The organism is Mesobacillus foraminis, from assembly GCF_004340465.1.
In the GTDB taxonomy this organism is placed as follows: domain Bacteria; phylum Bacillota; class Bacilli; order Bacillales; family Cytobacillaceae; genus Mesobacillus_B; species Mesobacillus_B foraminis.
This window is the reverse complement of sequence record NZ_SLVV01000008.1, coordinates 309,859-324,207: the sequence shown is the minus strand read 5'-3', so window position 1 is coordinate 324,207 and position 14,349 is coordinate 309,859. Positions and strand designations below refer to the sequence as shown.

The 14,349-nt window shown below is 43.6% G+C and carries 18 protein-coding genes and 1 riboswitch; of the genes, 7 read left to right on the top strand and 11 right to left on the bottom strand.

Annotated features, from left to right (window positions below; translation table 11 throughout):
* Positions 1-6 precede the first annotated feature (6 nt).
* From EV146_RS16545 to EV146_RS16530, 4 genes are all read right to left on the bottom strand, one after another.
* The gene (locus EV146_RS16545) at positions 7-984 is read right to left on the bottom strand and encodes a LacI family DNA-binding transcriptional regulator (protein WP_132008381.1); all 978 of its coding nucleotides are present in this window, start codon (positions 982-984) and stop codon (positions 7-9) included.
* A 146-nt stretch (positions 985-1,130) separates the two neighbouring features.
* Positions 1,131-2,414 (bottom strand): MFS transporter, encoded by a 1,284-nt coding sequence (locus EV146_RS16540; RefSeq protein ID WP_132008378.1) that lies wholly within the window; start codon positions 2,412-2,414, stop codon positions 1,131-1,133.
* Positions 2,395-3,375 (bottom strand): sugar kinase, encoded by a 981-nt coding sequence (locus EV146_RS16535; protein WP_132008375.1) that lies wholly within the window; start codon positions 3,373-3,375, stop codon positions 2,395-2,397. The genes EV146_RS16540 and EV146_RS16535 overlap by 20 nt, the downstream gene beginning before the upstream one ends.
* On the bottom strand, positions 3,372-4,130 hold the full coding sequence (locus tag EV146_RS16530) for a sugar phosphate isomerase/epimerase family protein (RefSeq protein WP_132008372.1): 759 nt from the start codon (positions 4,128-4,130) through the stop codon (positions 3,372-3,374). Before EV146_RS16530 ends, EV146_RS16535 begins: the two co-directional genes overlap by 4 nt.
* 209 nt (positions 4,131-4,339) lie before the next feature.
* On the opposite strand from EV146_RS16530, the gene EV146_RS16525 reads away from it, so the two are divergent.
* Both EV146_RS16525 and EV146_RS16520 read left to right on the top strand, forming a co-directional pair.
* Positions 4,340-4,555 (top strand): DUF1659 domain-containing protein, encoded by a 216-nt coding sequence (locus EV146_RS16525; RefSeq protein ID WP_132008368.1) that lies wholly within the window; start codon positions 4,340-4,342, stop codon positions 4,553-4,555.
* Between the two features lie 34 nt (positions 4,556-4,589).
* Positions 4,590-4,808: a DUF2922 domain-containing protein gene (locus tag EV146_RS16520; protein ID WP_121610668.1), complete on the top strand. Its 219-nt coding sequence runs from the start codon at positions 4,590-4,592 to the stop codon at positions 4,806-4,808.
* Between the two features lie 44 nt (positions 4,809-4,852).
* Here EV146_RS16520 and EV146_RS16515 read toward each other — a convergent pair whose 3' ends face one another.
* Positions 4,853-5,239, bottom strand: a complete 387-nt coding sequence (locus EV146_RS16515; RefSeq protein ID WP_132008365.1) for a winged helix-turn-helix transcriptional regulator — start codon at positions 5,237-5,239, stop codon at positions 4,853-4,855.
* Between the two features lie 225 nt (positions 5,240-5,464).
* Here EV146_RS16515 and hxlA point away from each other — a divergent pair, with 225 nt between their 5' ends.
* Both hxlA and hxlB read left to right on the top strand, forming a co-directional pair.
* Positions 5,465-6,097: a 3-hexulose-6-phosphate synthase gene (hxlA, locus tag EV146_RS16510; RefSeq protein WP_132008362.1), complete on the top strand. Its 633-nt coding sequence runs from the start codon at positions 5,465-5,467 to the stop codon at positions 6,095-6,097.
* Positions 6,098-6,102: 5 nt separating this feature from the next.
* Complete coding sequence (gene hxlB / locus EV146_RS16505) at positions 6,103-6,660, top strand: 6-phospho-3-hexuloisomerase (protein WP_132008358.1); 558 nt, start codon at positions 6,103-6,105, stop codon at positions 6,658-6,660.
* A gap of 150 nt (positions 6,661-6,810) precedes the next feature.
* Here hxlB and EV146_RS16500 read toward each other — a convergent pair whose 3' ends face one another.
* Both EV146_RS16500 and EV146_RS16495 read right to left on the bottom strand, forming a co-directional pair.
* On the bottom strand, positions 6,811-7,527 hold the full coding sequence (locus EV146_RS16500) for a PAS domain S-box protein (protein ID WP_241993940.1): 717 nt from the start codon (positions 7,525-7,527) through the stop codon (positions 6,811-6,813).
* 266 nt (positions 7,528-7,793) lie between these two features.
* A complete protein-coding gene (locus EV146_RS16495) occupies positions 7,794-8,345 on the bottom strand; it encodes an MEDS domain-containing protein (RefSeq protein WP_241993935.1) in 552 nt (183 codons plus the stop codon).
* Between the two features lie 445 nt (positions 8,346-8,790).
* On the opposite strand from EV146_RS16495, the gene EV146_RS28180 reads away from it, so the two are divergent.
* Complete coding sequence (locus tag EV146_RS28180; protein ID WP_258235963.1) at positions 8,791-8,916, top strand: hypothetical protein; 126 nt, start codon at positions 8,791-8,793, stop codon at positions 8,914-8,916.
* Positions 8,917-8,981: 65 nt separating this feature from the next.
* Here the strand turns inward: EV146_RS28180 and EV146_RS16490 are convergent, their stop codons facing one another.
* Genes EV146_RS16490 through EV146_RS16480 form a run of 3 tightly spaced genes read right to left on the bottom strand, consistent with a single transcriptional unit; the run spans position 8,982 to position 11,606 of the window.
* Positions 8,982-9,905 (bottom strand): ribokinase, encoded by a 924-nt coding sequence (locus tag EV146_RS16490; protein WP_132008349.1) that lies wholly within the window; start codon positions 9,903-9,905, stop codon positions 8,982-8,984.
* Between the two features lie 17 nt (positions 9,906-9,922).
* Complete coding sequence (rpe, locus tag EV146_RS16485) at positions 9,923-10,582, bottom strand: ribulose-phosphate 3-epimerase (protein WP_132008346.1); 660 nt, start codon at positions 10,580-10,582, stop codon at positions 9,923-9,925.
* A gap of 1 nt (position 10,583) precedes the next feature.
* Positions 10,584-11,606 (bottom strand): LacI family DNA-binding transcriptional regulator, encoded by a 1,023-nt coding sequence (locus EV146_RS16480; RefSeq protein ID WP_258235964.1) that lies wholly within the window; start codon positions 11,604-11,606, stop codon positions 10,584-10,586.
* Between the two features lie 169 nt (positions 11,607-11,775).
* On the opposite strand from EV146_RS16480, the gene EV146_RS16475 reads away from it, so the two are divergent.
* On the top strand, positions 11,776-13,197 hold the full coding sequence (locus EV146_RS16475) for a PTS transporter subunit IIC (protein ID WP_132008340.1): 1,422 nt from the start codon (positions 11,776-11,778) through the stop codon (positions 13,195-13,197).
* Positions 13,198-13,475: 278 nt separating this feature from the next.
* Here EV146_RS16475 and EV146_RS16470 read toward each other — a convergent pair whose 3' ends face one another.
* On the bottom strand, positions 13,476-13,721 hold the full coding sequence (locus tag EV146_RS16470; protein ID WP_132008337.1) for a hypothetical protein: 246 nt from the start codon (positions 13,719-13,721) through the stop codon (positions 13,476-13,478).
* Positions 13,722-14,110: 389 nt separating this feature from the next.
* A riboswitch (cyclic di-GMP riboswitch) is annotated at positions 14,111-14,194 on the top strand.
* Positions 14,195-14,223: 29 nt separating this feature from the next.
* Here EV146_RS16470 and EV146_RS16465 point away from each other — a divergent pair.
* Positions 14,224-14,346, top strand: a complete 123-nt coding sequence (locus EV146_RS16465) for an anti-repressor SinI family protein (RefSeq protein WP_241993934.1) — start codon at positions 14,224-14,226, stop codon at positions 14,344-14,346.
* The last annotated feature ends 3 nt before the right edge of the window (positions 14,347-14,349 follow it).

Below are 14,349 nucleotides of genomic sequence, written 5' to 3'. Positions count from 1 at the left end.
CAGCCCCTAAGTCAATCTGCTCGGAAACACAAACACTTCCGGCTCTTTCTCTTCCTGGTTGATCTGCTGAAACAACAGCTCCGCCGCCTTAGTTCCCATTTCCGCCGCCGGCTGGGTAATGAACGAAATCGGAGTCTCGAGCAAATGAAGGAATGGAATATTGTCAAAGACCACCAGTTCAATATCTTTCCCCGGCTGGATCCCTTTTTCCTTTAGAAATTCCGTCACCGCCATAAACACCCGGTCATTTGCCGCAAACAGGGCGGTCGGCTTCACGTCCAGAGAAAACAGCTTCTTAAGCTTCCCTTTCATCTCCGGAATGCTGGCTTCCGTTATGAAGTCAGGATTGATCTCAAGTCCCGCATCCCTCAACGCCTTTTTATAGCCCTCGAGCCGTTCCATCCGTGTCGAAACCGTCAGCGGCTGCACAGCAAAGGCAATATGCTTATGGCCGCCATTAATAAAATGCTGAATCGCTCTGTAGGTCGACTGGGCATTGTCCGTAATCACGGAAAACACCTCAAGCTCCTCCACGCTGCGGTCAACAAACACCACCGGATAGCCCTGCTTCACCATGCTTTTATAAAGCTCATTGTTTTTCCCGGTCGGAAAAATGATCAGGCCGTCCACCTGCTTGGCCTGCAGCATTTCAATGTATTTCTTCTCTTTCTCCGGATCGTCATCGGCATTGCATACAATCGCATGCAAATCATGCTGGTGGCAGAAATCCTCAATTGCCCGGGTGACCTCGGTTGAAAAGTAGTGCGTGATGTTCGCCACGATGATCCCTACCATCGAAGTGCGCTTCTGCTTCAGGCTTCTGGCGATAAAATTAGGCTGATAGCCGAGGGCTTCAATGGCTTCCTCAATTTTACGCTTCGTCTTTTCCCCCATGTATTCATACCGCTTATTTAAAAACTGGGAAACCGTGCTTTTGGAAACTCCAGCTTCCCTGGCCACGTCGGCCATCGTTACTTTCTGCATGCCTATCTTCCTCTTTCCTCTGCTGCTAGCTTCATTTTAGCGGCAAATCTCCAAATTATCCAGCGTCAGACAGATAGGCTTACTTTTTATAAAAAAGTGAGGATGGCGCTTTCAATTTGGCCATCCTCAAAATCCAGTAAGATTCATTACGCACTTGCCACAACCTTAGGGCTTTGCCTGCTCTCCTTTTTTCCCGCTTTTACCGCCCAGATGGTCAAAATGGCTGAGATAAACAGTGACCCGGCCATGAAAATGTAGGAAGCGCCGAACCCGCCTGTCGCACCATTCAAATAGCCAACAACATAGGCTCCAAGGAAGGAACCAAGTGCTCCCATGGAGTTAATCAACGCCATGGCTCCACCGGCCACATTGCGAGGCAGAATTTCCGGAATGATCGCGAAGAACGGTCCATACGGGGCATACATCGCGCCACCGGCAATGACCAGCAGGATAAAGGAAATCCAGAAATGCTCCGTTCCGATGGCATAGGATGCATAGAATGCCACAGCCCCAACCAGCAAGAATGGCCACACAAATGCTTTCCTGTTCATTGTTTTATCAGAGAAATACGAAGCCACAAGCATTAGAACCACCGCCAGAATATAAGGAACAGACGACAGCCAGCCGGTTTTCACGATATTCATGTTCGGCGCTGCCTGAATGATTGAAGGAAGCCACATCACGAACCCATAGACCCCAATGCTCCAAAGAAAATACTGCGCGCTTAGCAGGATAACGGGCTTGGAACGGAATGCTTCTCCGTAGTTTTTCACCGGCTTGATGCCTTCTTGTTCTTTCGCCAGCTGCTTTTCCAGATCGTTCTTTTCCTGATCTGTCAGCCATTTTGCTTCACGAGGCTTATCGTTGACAATCTTCCACCAGATAAAGGCCCAGATGACAGCCGGAAGACCTTCAATGATAAACATCCATCTCCAGCCGACAGATTCAACGAGATAGCCGGACACAATGCTCATCCATAAAACCGTTGCCGGGTTTCCTAAAATCAGGAACGTATTGGCCCGGGAACGCTCGGCCTTTGTAAACCAGTTGCTCAGAAGCACAAGCATGGACGGCATAACCGCACTTTCCACGACTCCAAGGGTAAAGCGAATCACAAATAATGCTTTAATGTCGGTCACCATTCCGGTAGCTGTCGCCAGCAATCCCCATAAAATCAGGGACCAGAAAATTAACAGCTTGGCGCTCTTCTTTTCCGCAAATGCCGCTCCAGGCACCTGGAAAAAGAAGTAGCCCAGGAAGAACAGCGAACCTAATAACGAAGAAGTACCCGCCGTAATGTTCAGGTCCTCAGCCAGCCCCGCCGCTGCCCCAAATCCATAATTGGCTCGGTCAAGATAGGCAAGACTGTAGGTAATAAATGCAATCGGGATTAAATACAGCCATCTCTTCTTAGCAAGGGTTTGATTCATGTTCGTTCACTCCTTCTAGGTTTCGTTTTATATAATCTTCGAGTTCTATTTTTGTTGGATAGCCATCATTGTCGCCAGGGAACTGGACAGCCCGTGAGCCAATCGCATTTCCTCTTAACACCGCTTCCCCGATAGAAAGCCCTTCAAGGAGTCCTGAAATCACTCCTACGGCAAATCCATCTCCTGCTCCAACGGTATCGACCACTTTGTCCACGTGGAATCCCGGAATGCAGCCTTCTTCTGTTCGACTTTTAAAATAAGCTCCCCCGGCACCAAGCTTGATGATCACCGCTTCAACCCCTTGATTCAGGTAAAAGGAAGCAATATCCCGCGGCTGCTGGAAGCCGGTCAAGGTTTCGCCCTCCGCGATTCCCGGCAAAACGTAATCCGCCTGAAACGCAGCTTCATTGATTTCCCTCACCATTTCTTCTTCCGTGTTCCAAAGGGTTGGTCTCAGGTTCGGGTCAAATGAGATTTTCTTTCCATTCTGTTTCATAAAAGCCAAAGTATGTTTGGCAAAGGATCTTGCGCTATCCGATAGAGCCAGGGGAATTCCCGTCATATGCAGATGCCTGGCACGTTTAAAATAATGTTCATCGAAATCACCGATCCATAAATGACTGGCCGCCGATCCCTTCCGGAAATACTGGACCTCAGGATCCCCGGACGTCACTACGGATTTTAACTGAAACCCTGTCGGATACTGATTGTCGGTGATAACATGCCCAGTGTCAACGTTTTCATTTTTGAGCCGTTCCATGATGAACCTTCCAAAAGCATCGTCCCCTACCTTGCTGGCCCATCCAGAACGAAGACCAAGCCGGGCAAGCCCGATGGCTACATTGGTTTCAGCCCCGGCAAGCTCGCGGGTAAACTGGCTGACCTCATGCAAGGGGCCTAGGTGGCTCGCCATGAACATCGCCATCGCTTCCCCAAAGGTCACAACATCTAATTCCTTCATGATAGAACCTCGCTTTCTGTCATCATCTCGATATACTTTTTCGTTCTTTCCTTCGGTTCAATCGGAAACTCAAGGGCCGTTACAATCCCGGCTGGAAGGCTCTCCTTCACCTTTTCCCAACTGTGTCCCCCGCCTTTTACAAGGGGCAATGTCACCAGTTCCCCGTCTTGAACTTCCACTTGCTTCAGGTGCAGATACCCAACGTACCGCGCCAGCTTGCTTAAGGCTTCCTCCACGTCCTGGTTCGCGTAAAACCAGTTCCCGGCATCGAATGTCATTTTGACAGGCACACTTTGTTCGGTGGCGCTTTCAAAAAAGGAAGCTAAGTTCTCAACATTCCCGCCATAAGGAGTCTGGTCGTTTTCAACCAGCAGCTGCACATCCGGCTGCCGGGACAGATAGTTTCTCAAGGCTTTCAAATCTGAATGTTCCCGATGGAAGTGGCCAAGGGAGACCTTGATCCACTTGGAACCGAGCACCCGTCCCTCTTCAAAGGTTCTTTCCAAGATCCCTGAGTTTAAGCTGCCGTCCTCTTTCCAGAGTTCCACCGGTGCGGAATACACGGTGAACAGTGAATATCGTTGAATTTCTTTTCGAATGGTTTCTATTGAAAGATCCTGTTCCGGCAATAATTCCCGGCGGATTTCCACTCCAAAGGCGCCAGCTTCAGCAATCAAACGAATGAACGAAGCCTGCCCTTTCTCTAAAACTTCTAAGTAATTAAAAGCATTCATTGGAACAATTACATTTTTCATAGCATGAACCCTTTCCTGAGAAAGTTTGATCCTAAACCGTTTTACTAAATCGGTTTAGTAAATCGATTTATCTGTATTATAAACAGAATGTAAACGCTTTTGCAACTAAAAAAATAAAAACATCCGAAAAATCTCAAAATAAAATATGCCCCACCCTGTCCTTTTCCTCCATTTCTCCGTATATAGAGGGTGAAAGGAGGTGATGAACAATGGCACAGGCAATGATGAAGAATTCACGCATCACACTGATGTTCGAAACCGGCATGAACGAAAAAGGCGAGGCGATTTTAAAAGGAAAGGCGTACTCCAATGTGAGGAAAACCGCCACTCCGGACCAGCTGCAACAGGCAGCCACAGCGCTTGGAACCTTGAGCGCCTACCCGCTGGTCTCCGTGGAGCGCACTGACAACTATGATATCTTTTAATCCCTATTTTTAAACAAGAAAGGAGGTAGTAACCATGGCTAAAACCCTGGAATTGCAATTCGTCACCAGTCTTGGCAAAACATCCAAGCTGACCGTCGAAAACCCCATCGAGCCAATCAGCACCGCGGCCGTCAAGCTGGCAATGGAAGCGATCATCGCTTCCAACGCCTTCTACTCCAACTACGGCAACCTTGTGGGCGTTGACAGTGCCCGCGTCGTGGAGCGCAATGTGACCGATTACGAAATACTCTAAAATTCATAAAGGCAATAAAAAAATGACGTGTGGCTGCTCACACGTCATTTTTTTACACCCATTTCTTGCTCGTACTGCTCACTCCGCTCCAATGGCGCCAGACCGACATCCTTCATATAAGTCTTCCCCCACTCATACATGGAATCCAGAATTGGCATCAAGCTTTCCCCCTGTTCCGTCAGGGAATACTCCACCTTTGGAGGAACGACCGGGTAGACTTTGCGCTCAACAATTCTGTCCTCTTCCAGTTCCCTCAGCTGATTCACCAGCATTCGCTGAGTGATTCCCGGCATCAGGGACTTCAGCTCCCCAAATCGCTTGGTCCCTTCTTTCCCAAGATGCCACAGAATCAGCATCTTCCATTTTCCGCCAATGACGGAAAGGGTTAATTCCTTTTCACAGTTAAATGTTTTATCTTCCAAACGTGACATTCTCATCACTCCCTGCCACTATCATAGTTTACTCCATAGCACTTAGTATACTTTTTAGCACTATGTAAAATAAAAGTGCGTACTTACACAAGGATGGATTACGTACTATACTTGCAGTAATTCCGGTGGAATAGCAGAAAGGAATATCCTTACAACACTGAGTGGAGACGAATAGGGAATATTACTACTGTTCACCGAGGCTTAAAACATGAGGAGTGAAGCAAAATGAAATTGCAATTAGCATTGGATCTAGTGAACATCCCTGAGGGAATTGAGCTTGTGAAACAAGTTGAGGAATATATTGATGTGGTTGAAATCGGCACGCCGGTCGTCATTAACGAAGGCCTGAAAGCCGTAAAAGAAATGAAAAATGCCTTCCCGAACCTGGAAGTCCTGGCTGACCTTAAAATTATGGATGCAGCTGGCTATGAAGTGATGAAAGCCTCTGAAGCAGGTGCCGACATTATCACCATTCTGGGTGCTGCCGAAGATGAATCAATCAAGGGGGCAGTAGCCGAAGCCAAAAAACAAGGGAAAGAAATCCTCGTGGATATGATTGCGGTCAAAGATAAAAAAGCACGTGCCAAAGAACTGGATGAGTTCGGCGTGGACTATATCTGCGTTCATACAGGCTATGACCTGCAGGCAGTGGGACAGAACTCTTTTGAAGATTTGAGAGCAATCAAAGACGTCGTTAAAAATGCGAAGACAGCGATCGCAGGCGGCATCAAGCTCGATACGCTTCCTGAAGTGATTAAAGCGCAGCCGGATCTTGTCATTGTCGGTGGAGGAATCACCGGGCAGGACGATCTCAAAGGTGCTGCGGCCCAAATGCAGGAAATGATCAAGCAAGGATAACACCTATGAATACGACTCAATATTTAGCGGAAATTTTGAAAGAGCTGGAAGGGGCACCTGATTACATTGATGGTGATGAAGCCGAAAACCTCGTCAACTCCATTCTTGAATCGAAGAAAATCTTTGTAGCGGGGGCTGGCCGCTCCGGGCTGATGGCCAAGTCCTTTGCCATGAGAATGATGCATATGGGGCTCGACGCTTATGTCATCGGTGAAACCGTGACGCCAAACTTTGAACAGGACGACATCCTGATTGTCGCTTCAGGCTCTGGCGAAACCAAAAGCCTAGTCTCCATGGCCGAAAAAGCCAAAAGCATCGGCGGAACCATCGCTGCGGTAACAATCAAGCCTGAGTCCACCATTGGAAGGCTGGCAAACATCACCGTCCAAATGCCTGGTGCTCCAAAGGATCAGTCATCTGGCCAGTCTGAAACCATACAGCCAATGGGCTCACTGTTTGAGCAAACCCTCCTATTATTTTTCGACTCTATCATTTTAAGGGTCATGGAGAAAAAAGGCCAGGACTCAAAGACCATGTTTGGCAGGCATGCAAATTTGGAATAAAAGCAAAAAAGACCGCAAATTGTCTCTGAGGAGATGATTTGCGGTCATCCTTTTAAAACCAGCTCTCCTTGCCACACAAGATGACGCAAGACTATTATATTTATCATAAAAACAGCCTGCCAGGTAATCGGAAGGCTGTACTTTTTGCAATTAGTATACTTCCATGGCTCTCTTTAAAGTAGGATAGATCTCTATACCCCGTAAATTGACTCCCATCGCTGCCATTTGTTTTGCTACTTGCGGGCGAAACCCGGTGAGAATCATTTCCTTTCCAATTAATTTCATTCCACGAGCAAGAAGTGTGATGGAATCATAAAAATTTGCATCAGCTTCATAGATTGCCGTAACATCTAAAATGACCTTCGTTATTTGCAGCGAGTGAACGGAGGTCAGAACCTTTTCGATAAAATACCCTGGCTCCAATTCTGATACGATTGGCTGAGTTAATGGAAGCACCGCAATCGAACAAGAAATGGGCACTAGATTCGCTGCCATTTCCTCTACACTTTTTTTGAGGGCAGCCTCCCGTTCAATATACTTGGTTATATCTGAGAACTCCGCCATGGCACCGACAACCAGGCCATCTTCATATAGAAGTTTGGTTTGCAAGGTAAAATAAGCGTTATACGGACCCCATTTATACGGCATAACATCCACAACATATTCCTGTTCATACTTCATTGCGTTTTCAATATGTCTTACTTCCTCGGGTGCATCAGGAAAAGCCTGAAAGATGTCCTTATATAAAATATCTTCCCGATTTACTTTCAGAAGTTTTTCACACTGCTGATTGACAGAAACAACCATATTCTGTGGATCAATGACCATTATTGCACTTTTAATATTTTCGACAATGGAAGAATACATCTCTCTCAATAAAATCGTCCCTTCCTGTAAGTCGCAGGGGCTTCTACCTACAATTAATGGAAAATAATCATCCCAACGCTTTTAGATTCCATTATATAGGAATTGTAATAGATAAAATACAATTACGCTAAAAAGTCATGCAATATTCACAATTATTTATTTAAATAGAAAGTGCCTTCATACATAGACAAAATGATCGAATAATAAACGACCTACATAAAAACGAGCCCAGGAAAATTCCTGAGCTTATCGTCTATTATTCTTCATTAAACCAGGTGCTGGTATTGTTCGGAGAGTATTAAATCATCCTCCATTAAAATATATGGATGGGTTTCCATCAAAATCGTTCGAAGGTGATCTGGCATTTTGTCTCCGTCATACGCACAAATCAATGGAAACGACATCAGATTTACAGCTCCGTCCACGACTTTCTCAAAGTCTTCTATTAGATGCAGCGGGTCCTTCATCGTGGCCCACTCCACATGTGCCCAGGATCGGAAAGAGACTTCTTCCTCCACATATGGCTGCACCATTTCATTAAAGTAATTCGTGATGGAAGGAGGATGATAGCTGCCACTTGAATAATAAAAATCAAAGTTGTTTACATGATGAAGGAATTTCAATTGATCCTGCGTCACGACCCTGCTTAGTTCTTTGTAAATAATAGGGTAATTCCGGTCATTTTCAATAAAAATAACGCAATCCCCCGCCGTAATGCCATCTTGGATAAAACGCACCGCCTGTTCAATGTATTTCTCCATTCCATTATAGGGATATAACACATGAACACTCCTTTGATCATTAAACAACTGGGTCATTTTACTATTCAAGTGATCACCTCTTCCTTCCTGTATTTTCTCCATTATAAAGTATATTGTTATAAATAATGAGAAAGAATAAGATTTTTAAAGAAATGGAGACATGGATGTAATAACTTGATACAAACGTTGAAAACACAGGAACGTTTTCCTTTAAAATAGAGAGACTCACTCCCGGCTGCCTGCCTCCTTCCTAAATCCCCCAACAACATTTTTTATAAAGAACACAGGCTATTATAAATTTGTTTTTCAGACCTTTCCAGCTGATGCCACAAAAGATATTTTTTCAATATAATAATTCATATTTAAACCTAATTAAATACCGTTGCTGTCATGAACACGCTACCGAAAAAGATTTGTGATTGAAAAACTCGAGGCGAACGAGTAAAATGAATTCTAACCGAATGTTCTTTATTAAGAACATTTAAAAAAGGGGGGTATTTGCATGTTTTACGATGGAAGCGGCAAAATCAGTATTAAAGGGGGATTAGAACAAAAGCCTCTTGAGGTTACAGCAGAAATGAGAAAGAGCATGAGCGGGAATCCTTATATTTTTGATGTAAAAAAATAAAAGATATCACATGTAAAAAACCTGGATTGAGTTCATCAATCCAGGTCTTTATTTTACCTATCAAATTATACAGACACGGTTTTCCTATACTCTTCTACTTCTTCCAAGGTTGGAATGGCATCCTGGCCTCCGGTACGGGAAACTTTAATGCCTGCTGCTACGCTTGCAAACTTTGCGGCTTCGATTAAGTCGTTTGTATCTAAATAAGCGCTGGCGATGGCACCTGCATAGCAGTCCCCCGCTCCTACTGTATCCACTGCTGTTACTTTAATCGCATCAATTAGTGTAGGAACATCGTTTTGATAAACCAGGCTGCCGTTTTCAGCCATTTTCACAATCACATCAGAAACGCCAATCTCTCTAATTTTCTTGGCCGCCAGCAACGCTGTTTCCTGGTCTGTTACCTCAATGCCTGTAATTCGCTCTGTTTCTTGTTTATTCGGAACCACTAAATCGGCATATTGGAAGGCTTCCTCAAAGATCCCATCTGCAGGAGCAGGGTCAAGAATGACATACATATTGCGCTCTTTTGCGGCTTTCATGGCGGCAATAATGGATTCTTTGCTTGTTTCCATCTGAACTAGAAGGATTTTTGCTTCAATTTGATTAAAGATCCCGTCAATATCTTCTTTTGTGATAAAGTCATTGGCCCCTTTTGTGCCCACCATCGTGTTTTCTCCAGTACTGTCCACCATGGCAACAAATGTACCGGTCCCCTGGTTTTCAATTTCAAGCATATGGGTGGTATCTACACCTTTTGACTGCAGATTCTGCAACAAGCTACTCCCTGCACTATCTTTGCCGACAGCACCAATAAGAGCCGTCTTTTTGCCTAGCCGGGCAACGGTCGCAGCCTGATTGGCCCCTTTCCCGCCTGGGGTCATCGCAATGGAGTTACAGAAAACCGTATCTCCATACTCTGGGTATTGAGGACATTGAACAATGACATCCATATTGATGCTTCCAACTACTACAATATCGTATTTCATTTGGGGTTCCTCCAATTCTATTTAAATAGTTCTCTTGTATTTGCTACATTTTCCTCTAAAGAATGATGACTGTTAAAGACCGCACTTGTTCCTAACACATACATGGTAGCCCCGTTTTCCTTGCACCCAGGGATTGTCTCCGCTCCGATATTTCCATCCACCTGAATTTCAATATCCCGGTCGTATGTACTAATTCTTTCATGCAACTCTGCAATTTTTTTATACATCGCTGGCAGGAATTTCTGCCCGGCAAAGCCTGGATTCACCGTCATGACAACTACGTAATCGGTTACGTTGTAGACATAGTCAAGAAAATCCAGTGAAGTTGCAGGATTAATGGCTACCCCTGCCTTTATGCCTCGGCTCTGAATTTGAGCAAGGGCACGCTGAAGATTCGGGGTAGACTCCTGGTGAATTGAAATCATTTCAACCTCACACTCAGCAAATAGATCAATATACCGTTCTGGTTCTTCAATCATAAGGTGAATGTCAAGCGGCTTATCTGTGATTCTTCTCACCGTCTTGACGAAGTCAGGGCCTAATGTAAAATTAGGCGCAAACTTCCCGTCCATCACATCAATATGATAAAAATCAACTCCAGCAGCATCCAATTCTCTTATATCTCTTTCCAAGTTTCCCAGATCCGCACACATCAATGATGGTCCTAATTTATACAAGTCAAATACCCCCTGTTGTTTTCGTTGATTGCCGGATGACGATTTGAGGTTCAAGCCGGTATTGTTTCGGCTTTTCCTCACCGTTCTGAATTAACCGAATTAATTCCTGAATGGCCAATTTCCCTATTTCCCCTTTTCTCTGATCAATCGTCGAAAGGGACGGGGCCATAAAAGAAGCAAAGCTGATATTGTCATATCCAATCACCTTAACCTGCTCAGGAATTTTAATGCCATATTCATAGCACGCCTTCATCGCGCCAATTGCCATGGCATCATTTGAACTGAAGATACTGTCAAAAACTGTTCCTTTCTCGATGAGCGACTGAAGGCCATGATATCCGCTTTCAGTGCCAAAATCTCCATAGACAACAGATGTTTCCACAGGAAGTCCCGATTTCTCAATAGAATGTTTAAATCCTTTTAAACGGTCTTCTGCACTTTTTTCTCCTCGAGGCCCTGATATAAAGACAATCTTTCGGCAGCCTTCATCCTCAATTAAATGCGTAACCGCCTGTTCAGCTCCCAGCTGATGGTCCACTGTCACAGCAGAATAAGGATGTTCAAAATTGGCACGGTCGATCGTGATCGTTTTAATTCCGCGTTCTTCAAGCATTTCCAAATCTTTTTCATCTACATGCAAGGAGTTGATAATGGCACCGCTGACATAATGGTCCACCATCGAATCCAGATAATACTTTACCTTGAATCTTTTATCATCACTGTTGCACAAATAGATGTTATATCCCTGTTCATTTGCCGCGGACTCTATGGCCTTAACAAGCTCAGGAAAAAATGGATTGCTTAATGTCGGTACAAGAAGCGCAATTAAATCCGAGTTTCTTTTTGACAGACTCTTTGCCAATGAATTGGGCTTGTAATTCAATTCCTTTATTACCCGCTTTACGCGAGCGATCGTTTCGGGGCTGGCTTCCCCTTTGTTATTGATAATTCTTGATACGGTTGCAACAGAAACTCCTGCTTCACGTGCAACATCCCTAATAGTAGTCAATTTATTATCCCTCATTTTTACGTAACCGGTTACTTAACATTTAAGCACCGCAATTTTAAATTGTCAAACTAAATTTTATATTTGATTTTTTGTGATTTTGGTGATAAGTTAAATTTAGTTATTCCTACTTTGTAATGTAACCGGTTACGCTTCATCACATTACAACCTAGGAGGTAGTTTTATCATGTTAGATACGTTAAATGATGCATTTAATGGCTTTATCAACCTGGGCGGAGCAGCAATGATGTTTATTATCATTACGATCTTATCCCTACTGGTTGGCGTTTCGATCTCCAAATCCATCGAAGGCGGTCTTCGGATGGCCATTGCTTTAACTGGTATGGGGGCAATCATCTCTTTGCTGACAAGTGCCTTTGCTCCTGCATTGGAGGATTTTGTTAAATCAACTGGCGTTTCCTTATCTGTTACAGATCTTGGCTGGGCACCCCTAGCCGTTATTACATGGGGATCCGTTTATACTCTTTATTTTGCCTTTATCTGTCTTGTTGTAAACTTTCTAATGCTAGTTATGAAAAAAACAACCACTTTCAATGTGGACTTGTTCAATATTTGGAACTTATCAGTTATCGGACTGCTTACTCTTTATTATTCAGATAATAATTTAGTTTTAACTTCTGTTTTCATCATGGTCATTTACGCGTTAATGCTTGTGAATGCGGACGTCATGAAGCCGACGATCAACGAATTGCTCGGTTATGACAAAACAAACATTACAACAACGGCACATCCATCATTACTGATTGCACCAGTCGTATATATTTTTAATAAAATCATTGATAAATGTCTTCCGTTTATCGATAAATATGATTTTAATGCCGAAGTTTTAAATAGAAAAATAGGATTCTGGGGAAGCAAATTCGCAATCGGGGCCTATCTGGGGATCTTCATCGGATTACTTGGACAGCAATCCGCAGCGGAAATCTTCACATTAGCCTTTACTGGCGGGGTTGCCCTGGAATTATTCGGTCTTGTCGGAGGATGGTTTGGCCCGGCCATTGAACCACTTTCTGATGGAATTACAAAGCTTATGAGTAAACGCTTACGAGGAAGAAAACTATTCATTGGAATTGACTGGCCGATTCTTGCCACAAGAGCGGAGTTATGGGCTGTTGCCAATATTCTGGCGCCAATTCTACTGGTCATTGCCATCTTCCTGCCAGGAAACACAGTATTGCCGCTCGGAGGCATTATCCTGACCGTTCTTGCACCTGCACTGTTAATTGTAACAAAAGGCCGCGTTGTCAGAATGACCATCATCGGTACCATCCTGATCCCGCTTTTCCTATGGGGAGCTTCACTAATTGCGAAGTTTGTGACAGATACATCTAAAGCGATGAATAACTTCCCTTCAGGAATGAACGAGAACGCTTTATTTTCTTCCGTCGATTCAGATCCAATCGAAAAAATGCTGGCCATCCTGATGGGGCGCGCGGTTGACACGATGGATCCAAAACTTCTTCTATTCACAATATTAGCTTTTGTCGCCTACATCGGCATGTTCCTATGGTACTTTAAGCAAATGCGCAAGGAAAATGCCAAGGCTCAAAATGGTAAAGAAGAAATCAATATTAAGTCTGCGATGTAAGATCTTGTGGGAAAAGAACCTCCAAATTGGGGGTCTTTTCATTATTAAACTTATTTCATGGAAGCTTACCTTTGAATGGTCTTCCCGACGGTAGATTTTGCGGTGATTTTATTCCAGGCTGTTTTCATAACAATCCCATGAATAAAGGCTCCTCCCAGTATCTATTTAAATGATTTAGAACTCACTATAGTTGAGCAAAAACATCTAAGAGACCCCGGTATCCCCGGGGTCTTAACTATCTAATATAGAGAATATCCCTCATCACTAAGCTATAAAACTTAAAGCACAATCCAAAACGGCAATAGAAAGATACTAATTAAGATAATTACACCAAGAGGCATTGGTACCTTTGTTTCCAGAATCTTGATTTTATTAGTAATGATCAGGACCAGACAAACGAGAGCCCCATTAATTAGGCCTATCAGCCATTTTTGGTCGATATGTAAAACTGCTCTGATTGTCTGACTCCCAAAGTTGATAAGCAGAATAACTGCCAAAAATTGAACAAGGATCATAATCCTCATGAAGTTCAACCCCGTCCTACATGGTTTGCAAAAATCATATTTTATAGATCAAGACGATAACCCAGATTCCGTAAGTTCTAACCCTCACCTATTCCTTCATTATAAAGATATAAATTCTTCATAAATAGCCAATCCAATCGACAAATTTCTATCTTTTTCACGACTTTAGATCAAACACTGACTATCACTGCTAGAAATAACAATGTCGCTAGAGGGCTTACTATAAGAGGGTGTAATACCAATTACCTTTACATCCCTATGTGTGAATCCATTCTAATAATCACCTTTCAGTCATCTCATTTTGTCACCATTTGTCGACAAAAATATAAGTCAATCCTGTGACTTCCAATAACCACATATAGTAATATTTAATTAGTTCTAAATACCTAATTAGAAAAAGGCAAACCATTCCAAAGTCTGGGACGCAAAGCTTCAGGTCTAAGGTGAAAAACTAGGATGGCTGAGTTACCTAAAATACTAAATATATTTTAGGGGGCTAATTATGATGATGACCCAGTACGATACAGAGATAGAGAAACTTGATACAGGATGGATCAGTCTTATTAAGGAAGCACTGGAGCTGGGACTCTCCGAAACAGAAATTAGAGAATTCCTTCAAAAATAAAAT

Coding starts and splice junctions, on each gene's coding strand:
- EV146_RS16545 (WP_132008381.1), bottom strand. CDS start 984: ATGCAGAAAGTAACGATGGCCGACGTGGCCAGGGAAGCTGGAGTTTCC.
- EV146_RS16540 (WP_132008378.1), bottom strand. CDS start 2,414: ATGAATCAAACCCTTGCTAAGAAGAGATGGCTGTATTTAATCCCGATT.
- EV146_RS16535 (WP_132008375.1), bottom strand. CDS start 3,375: ATGAAGGAATTAGATGTTGTGACCTTTGGGGAAGCGATGGCGATGTTC.
- EV146_RS16530 (WP_132008372.1), bottom strand. CDS start 4,130: ATGAAAAATGTAATTGTTCCAATGAATGCTTTTAATTACTTAGAAGTT.
- EV146_RS16525 (WP_132008368.1), top strand. CDS start 4,340: ATGGCACAGGCAATGATGAAGAATTCACGCATCACACTGATGTTCGAA.
- EV146_RS16520 (WP_121610668.1), top strand. CDS start 4,590: ATGGCTAAAACCCTGGAATTGCAATTCGTCACCAGTCTTGGCAAAACA.
- EV146_RS16515 (WP_132008365.1), bottom strand. CDS start 5,239: ATGTCACGTTTGGAAGATAAAACATTTAACTGTGAAAAGGAATTAACC.
- hxlA (WP_132008362.1), top strand. CDS start 5,465: ATGAAATTGCAATTAGCATTGGATCTAGTGAACATCCCTGAGGGAATT.
- hxlB (WP_132008358.1), top strand. CDS start 6,103: ATGAATACGACTCAATATTTAGCGGAAATTTTGAAAGAGCTGGAAGGG.
- EV146_RS16500 (WP_241993940.1), bottom strand. CDS start 7,527: ATGTATTCTTCCATTGTCGAAAATATTAAAAGTGCAATAATGGTCATT.
- EV146_RS16495 (WP_241993935.1), bottom strand. CDS start 8,345: ATGACCCAGTTGTTTAATGATCAAAGGAGTGTTCATGTGTTATATCCC.
- EV146_RS28180 (WP_258235963.1), top strand. CDS start 8,791: ATGTTTTACGATGGAAGCGGCAAAATCAGTATTAAAGGGGGATTAGAA.
- EV146_RS16490 (WP_132008349.1), bottom strand. CDS start 9,905: ATGAAATACGATATTGTAGTAGTTGGAAGCATCAATATGGATGTCATT.
- EV146_RS16480 (WP_258235964.1), bottom strand. CDS start 11,606: ATGAGGGATAATAAATTGACTACTATTAGGGATGTTGCACGTGAAGCA.
- EV146_RS16475 (WP_132008340.1), top strand. CDS start 11,776: ATGTTAGATACGTTAAATGATGCATTTAATGGCTTTATCAACCTGGGC.
- EV146_RS16470 (WP_132008337.1), bottom strand. CDS start 13,721: ATGAGGATTATGATCCTTGTTCAATTTTTGGCAGTTATTCTGCTTATC.
- EV146_RS16465 (WP_241993934.1), top strand. CDS start 14,224: ATGATGATGACCCAGTACGATACAGAGATAGAGAAACTTGATACAGGA.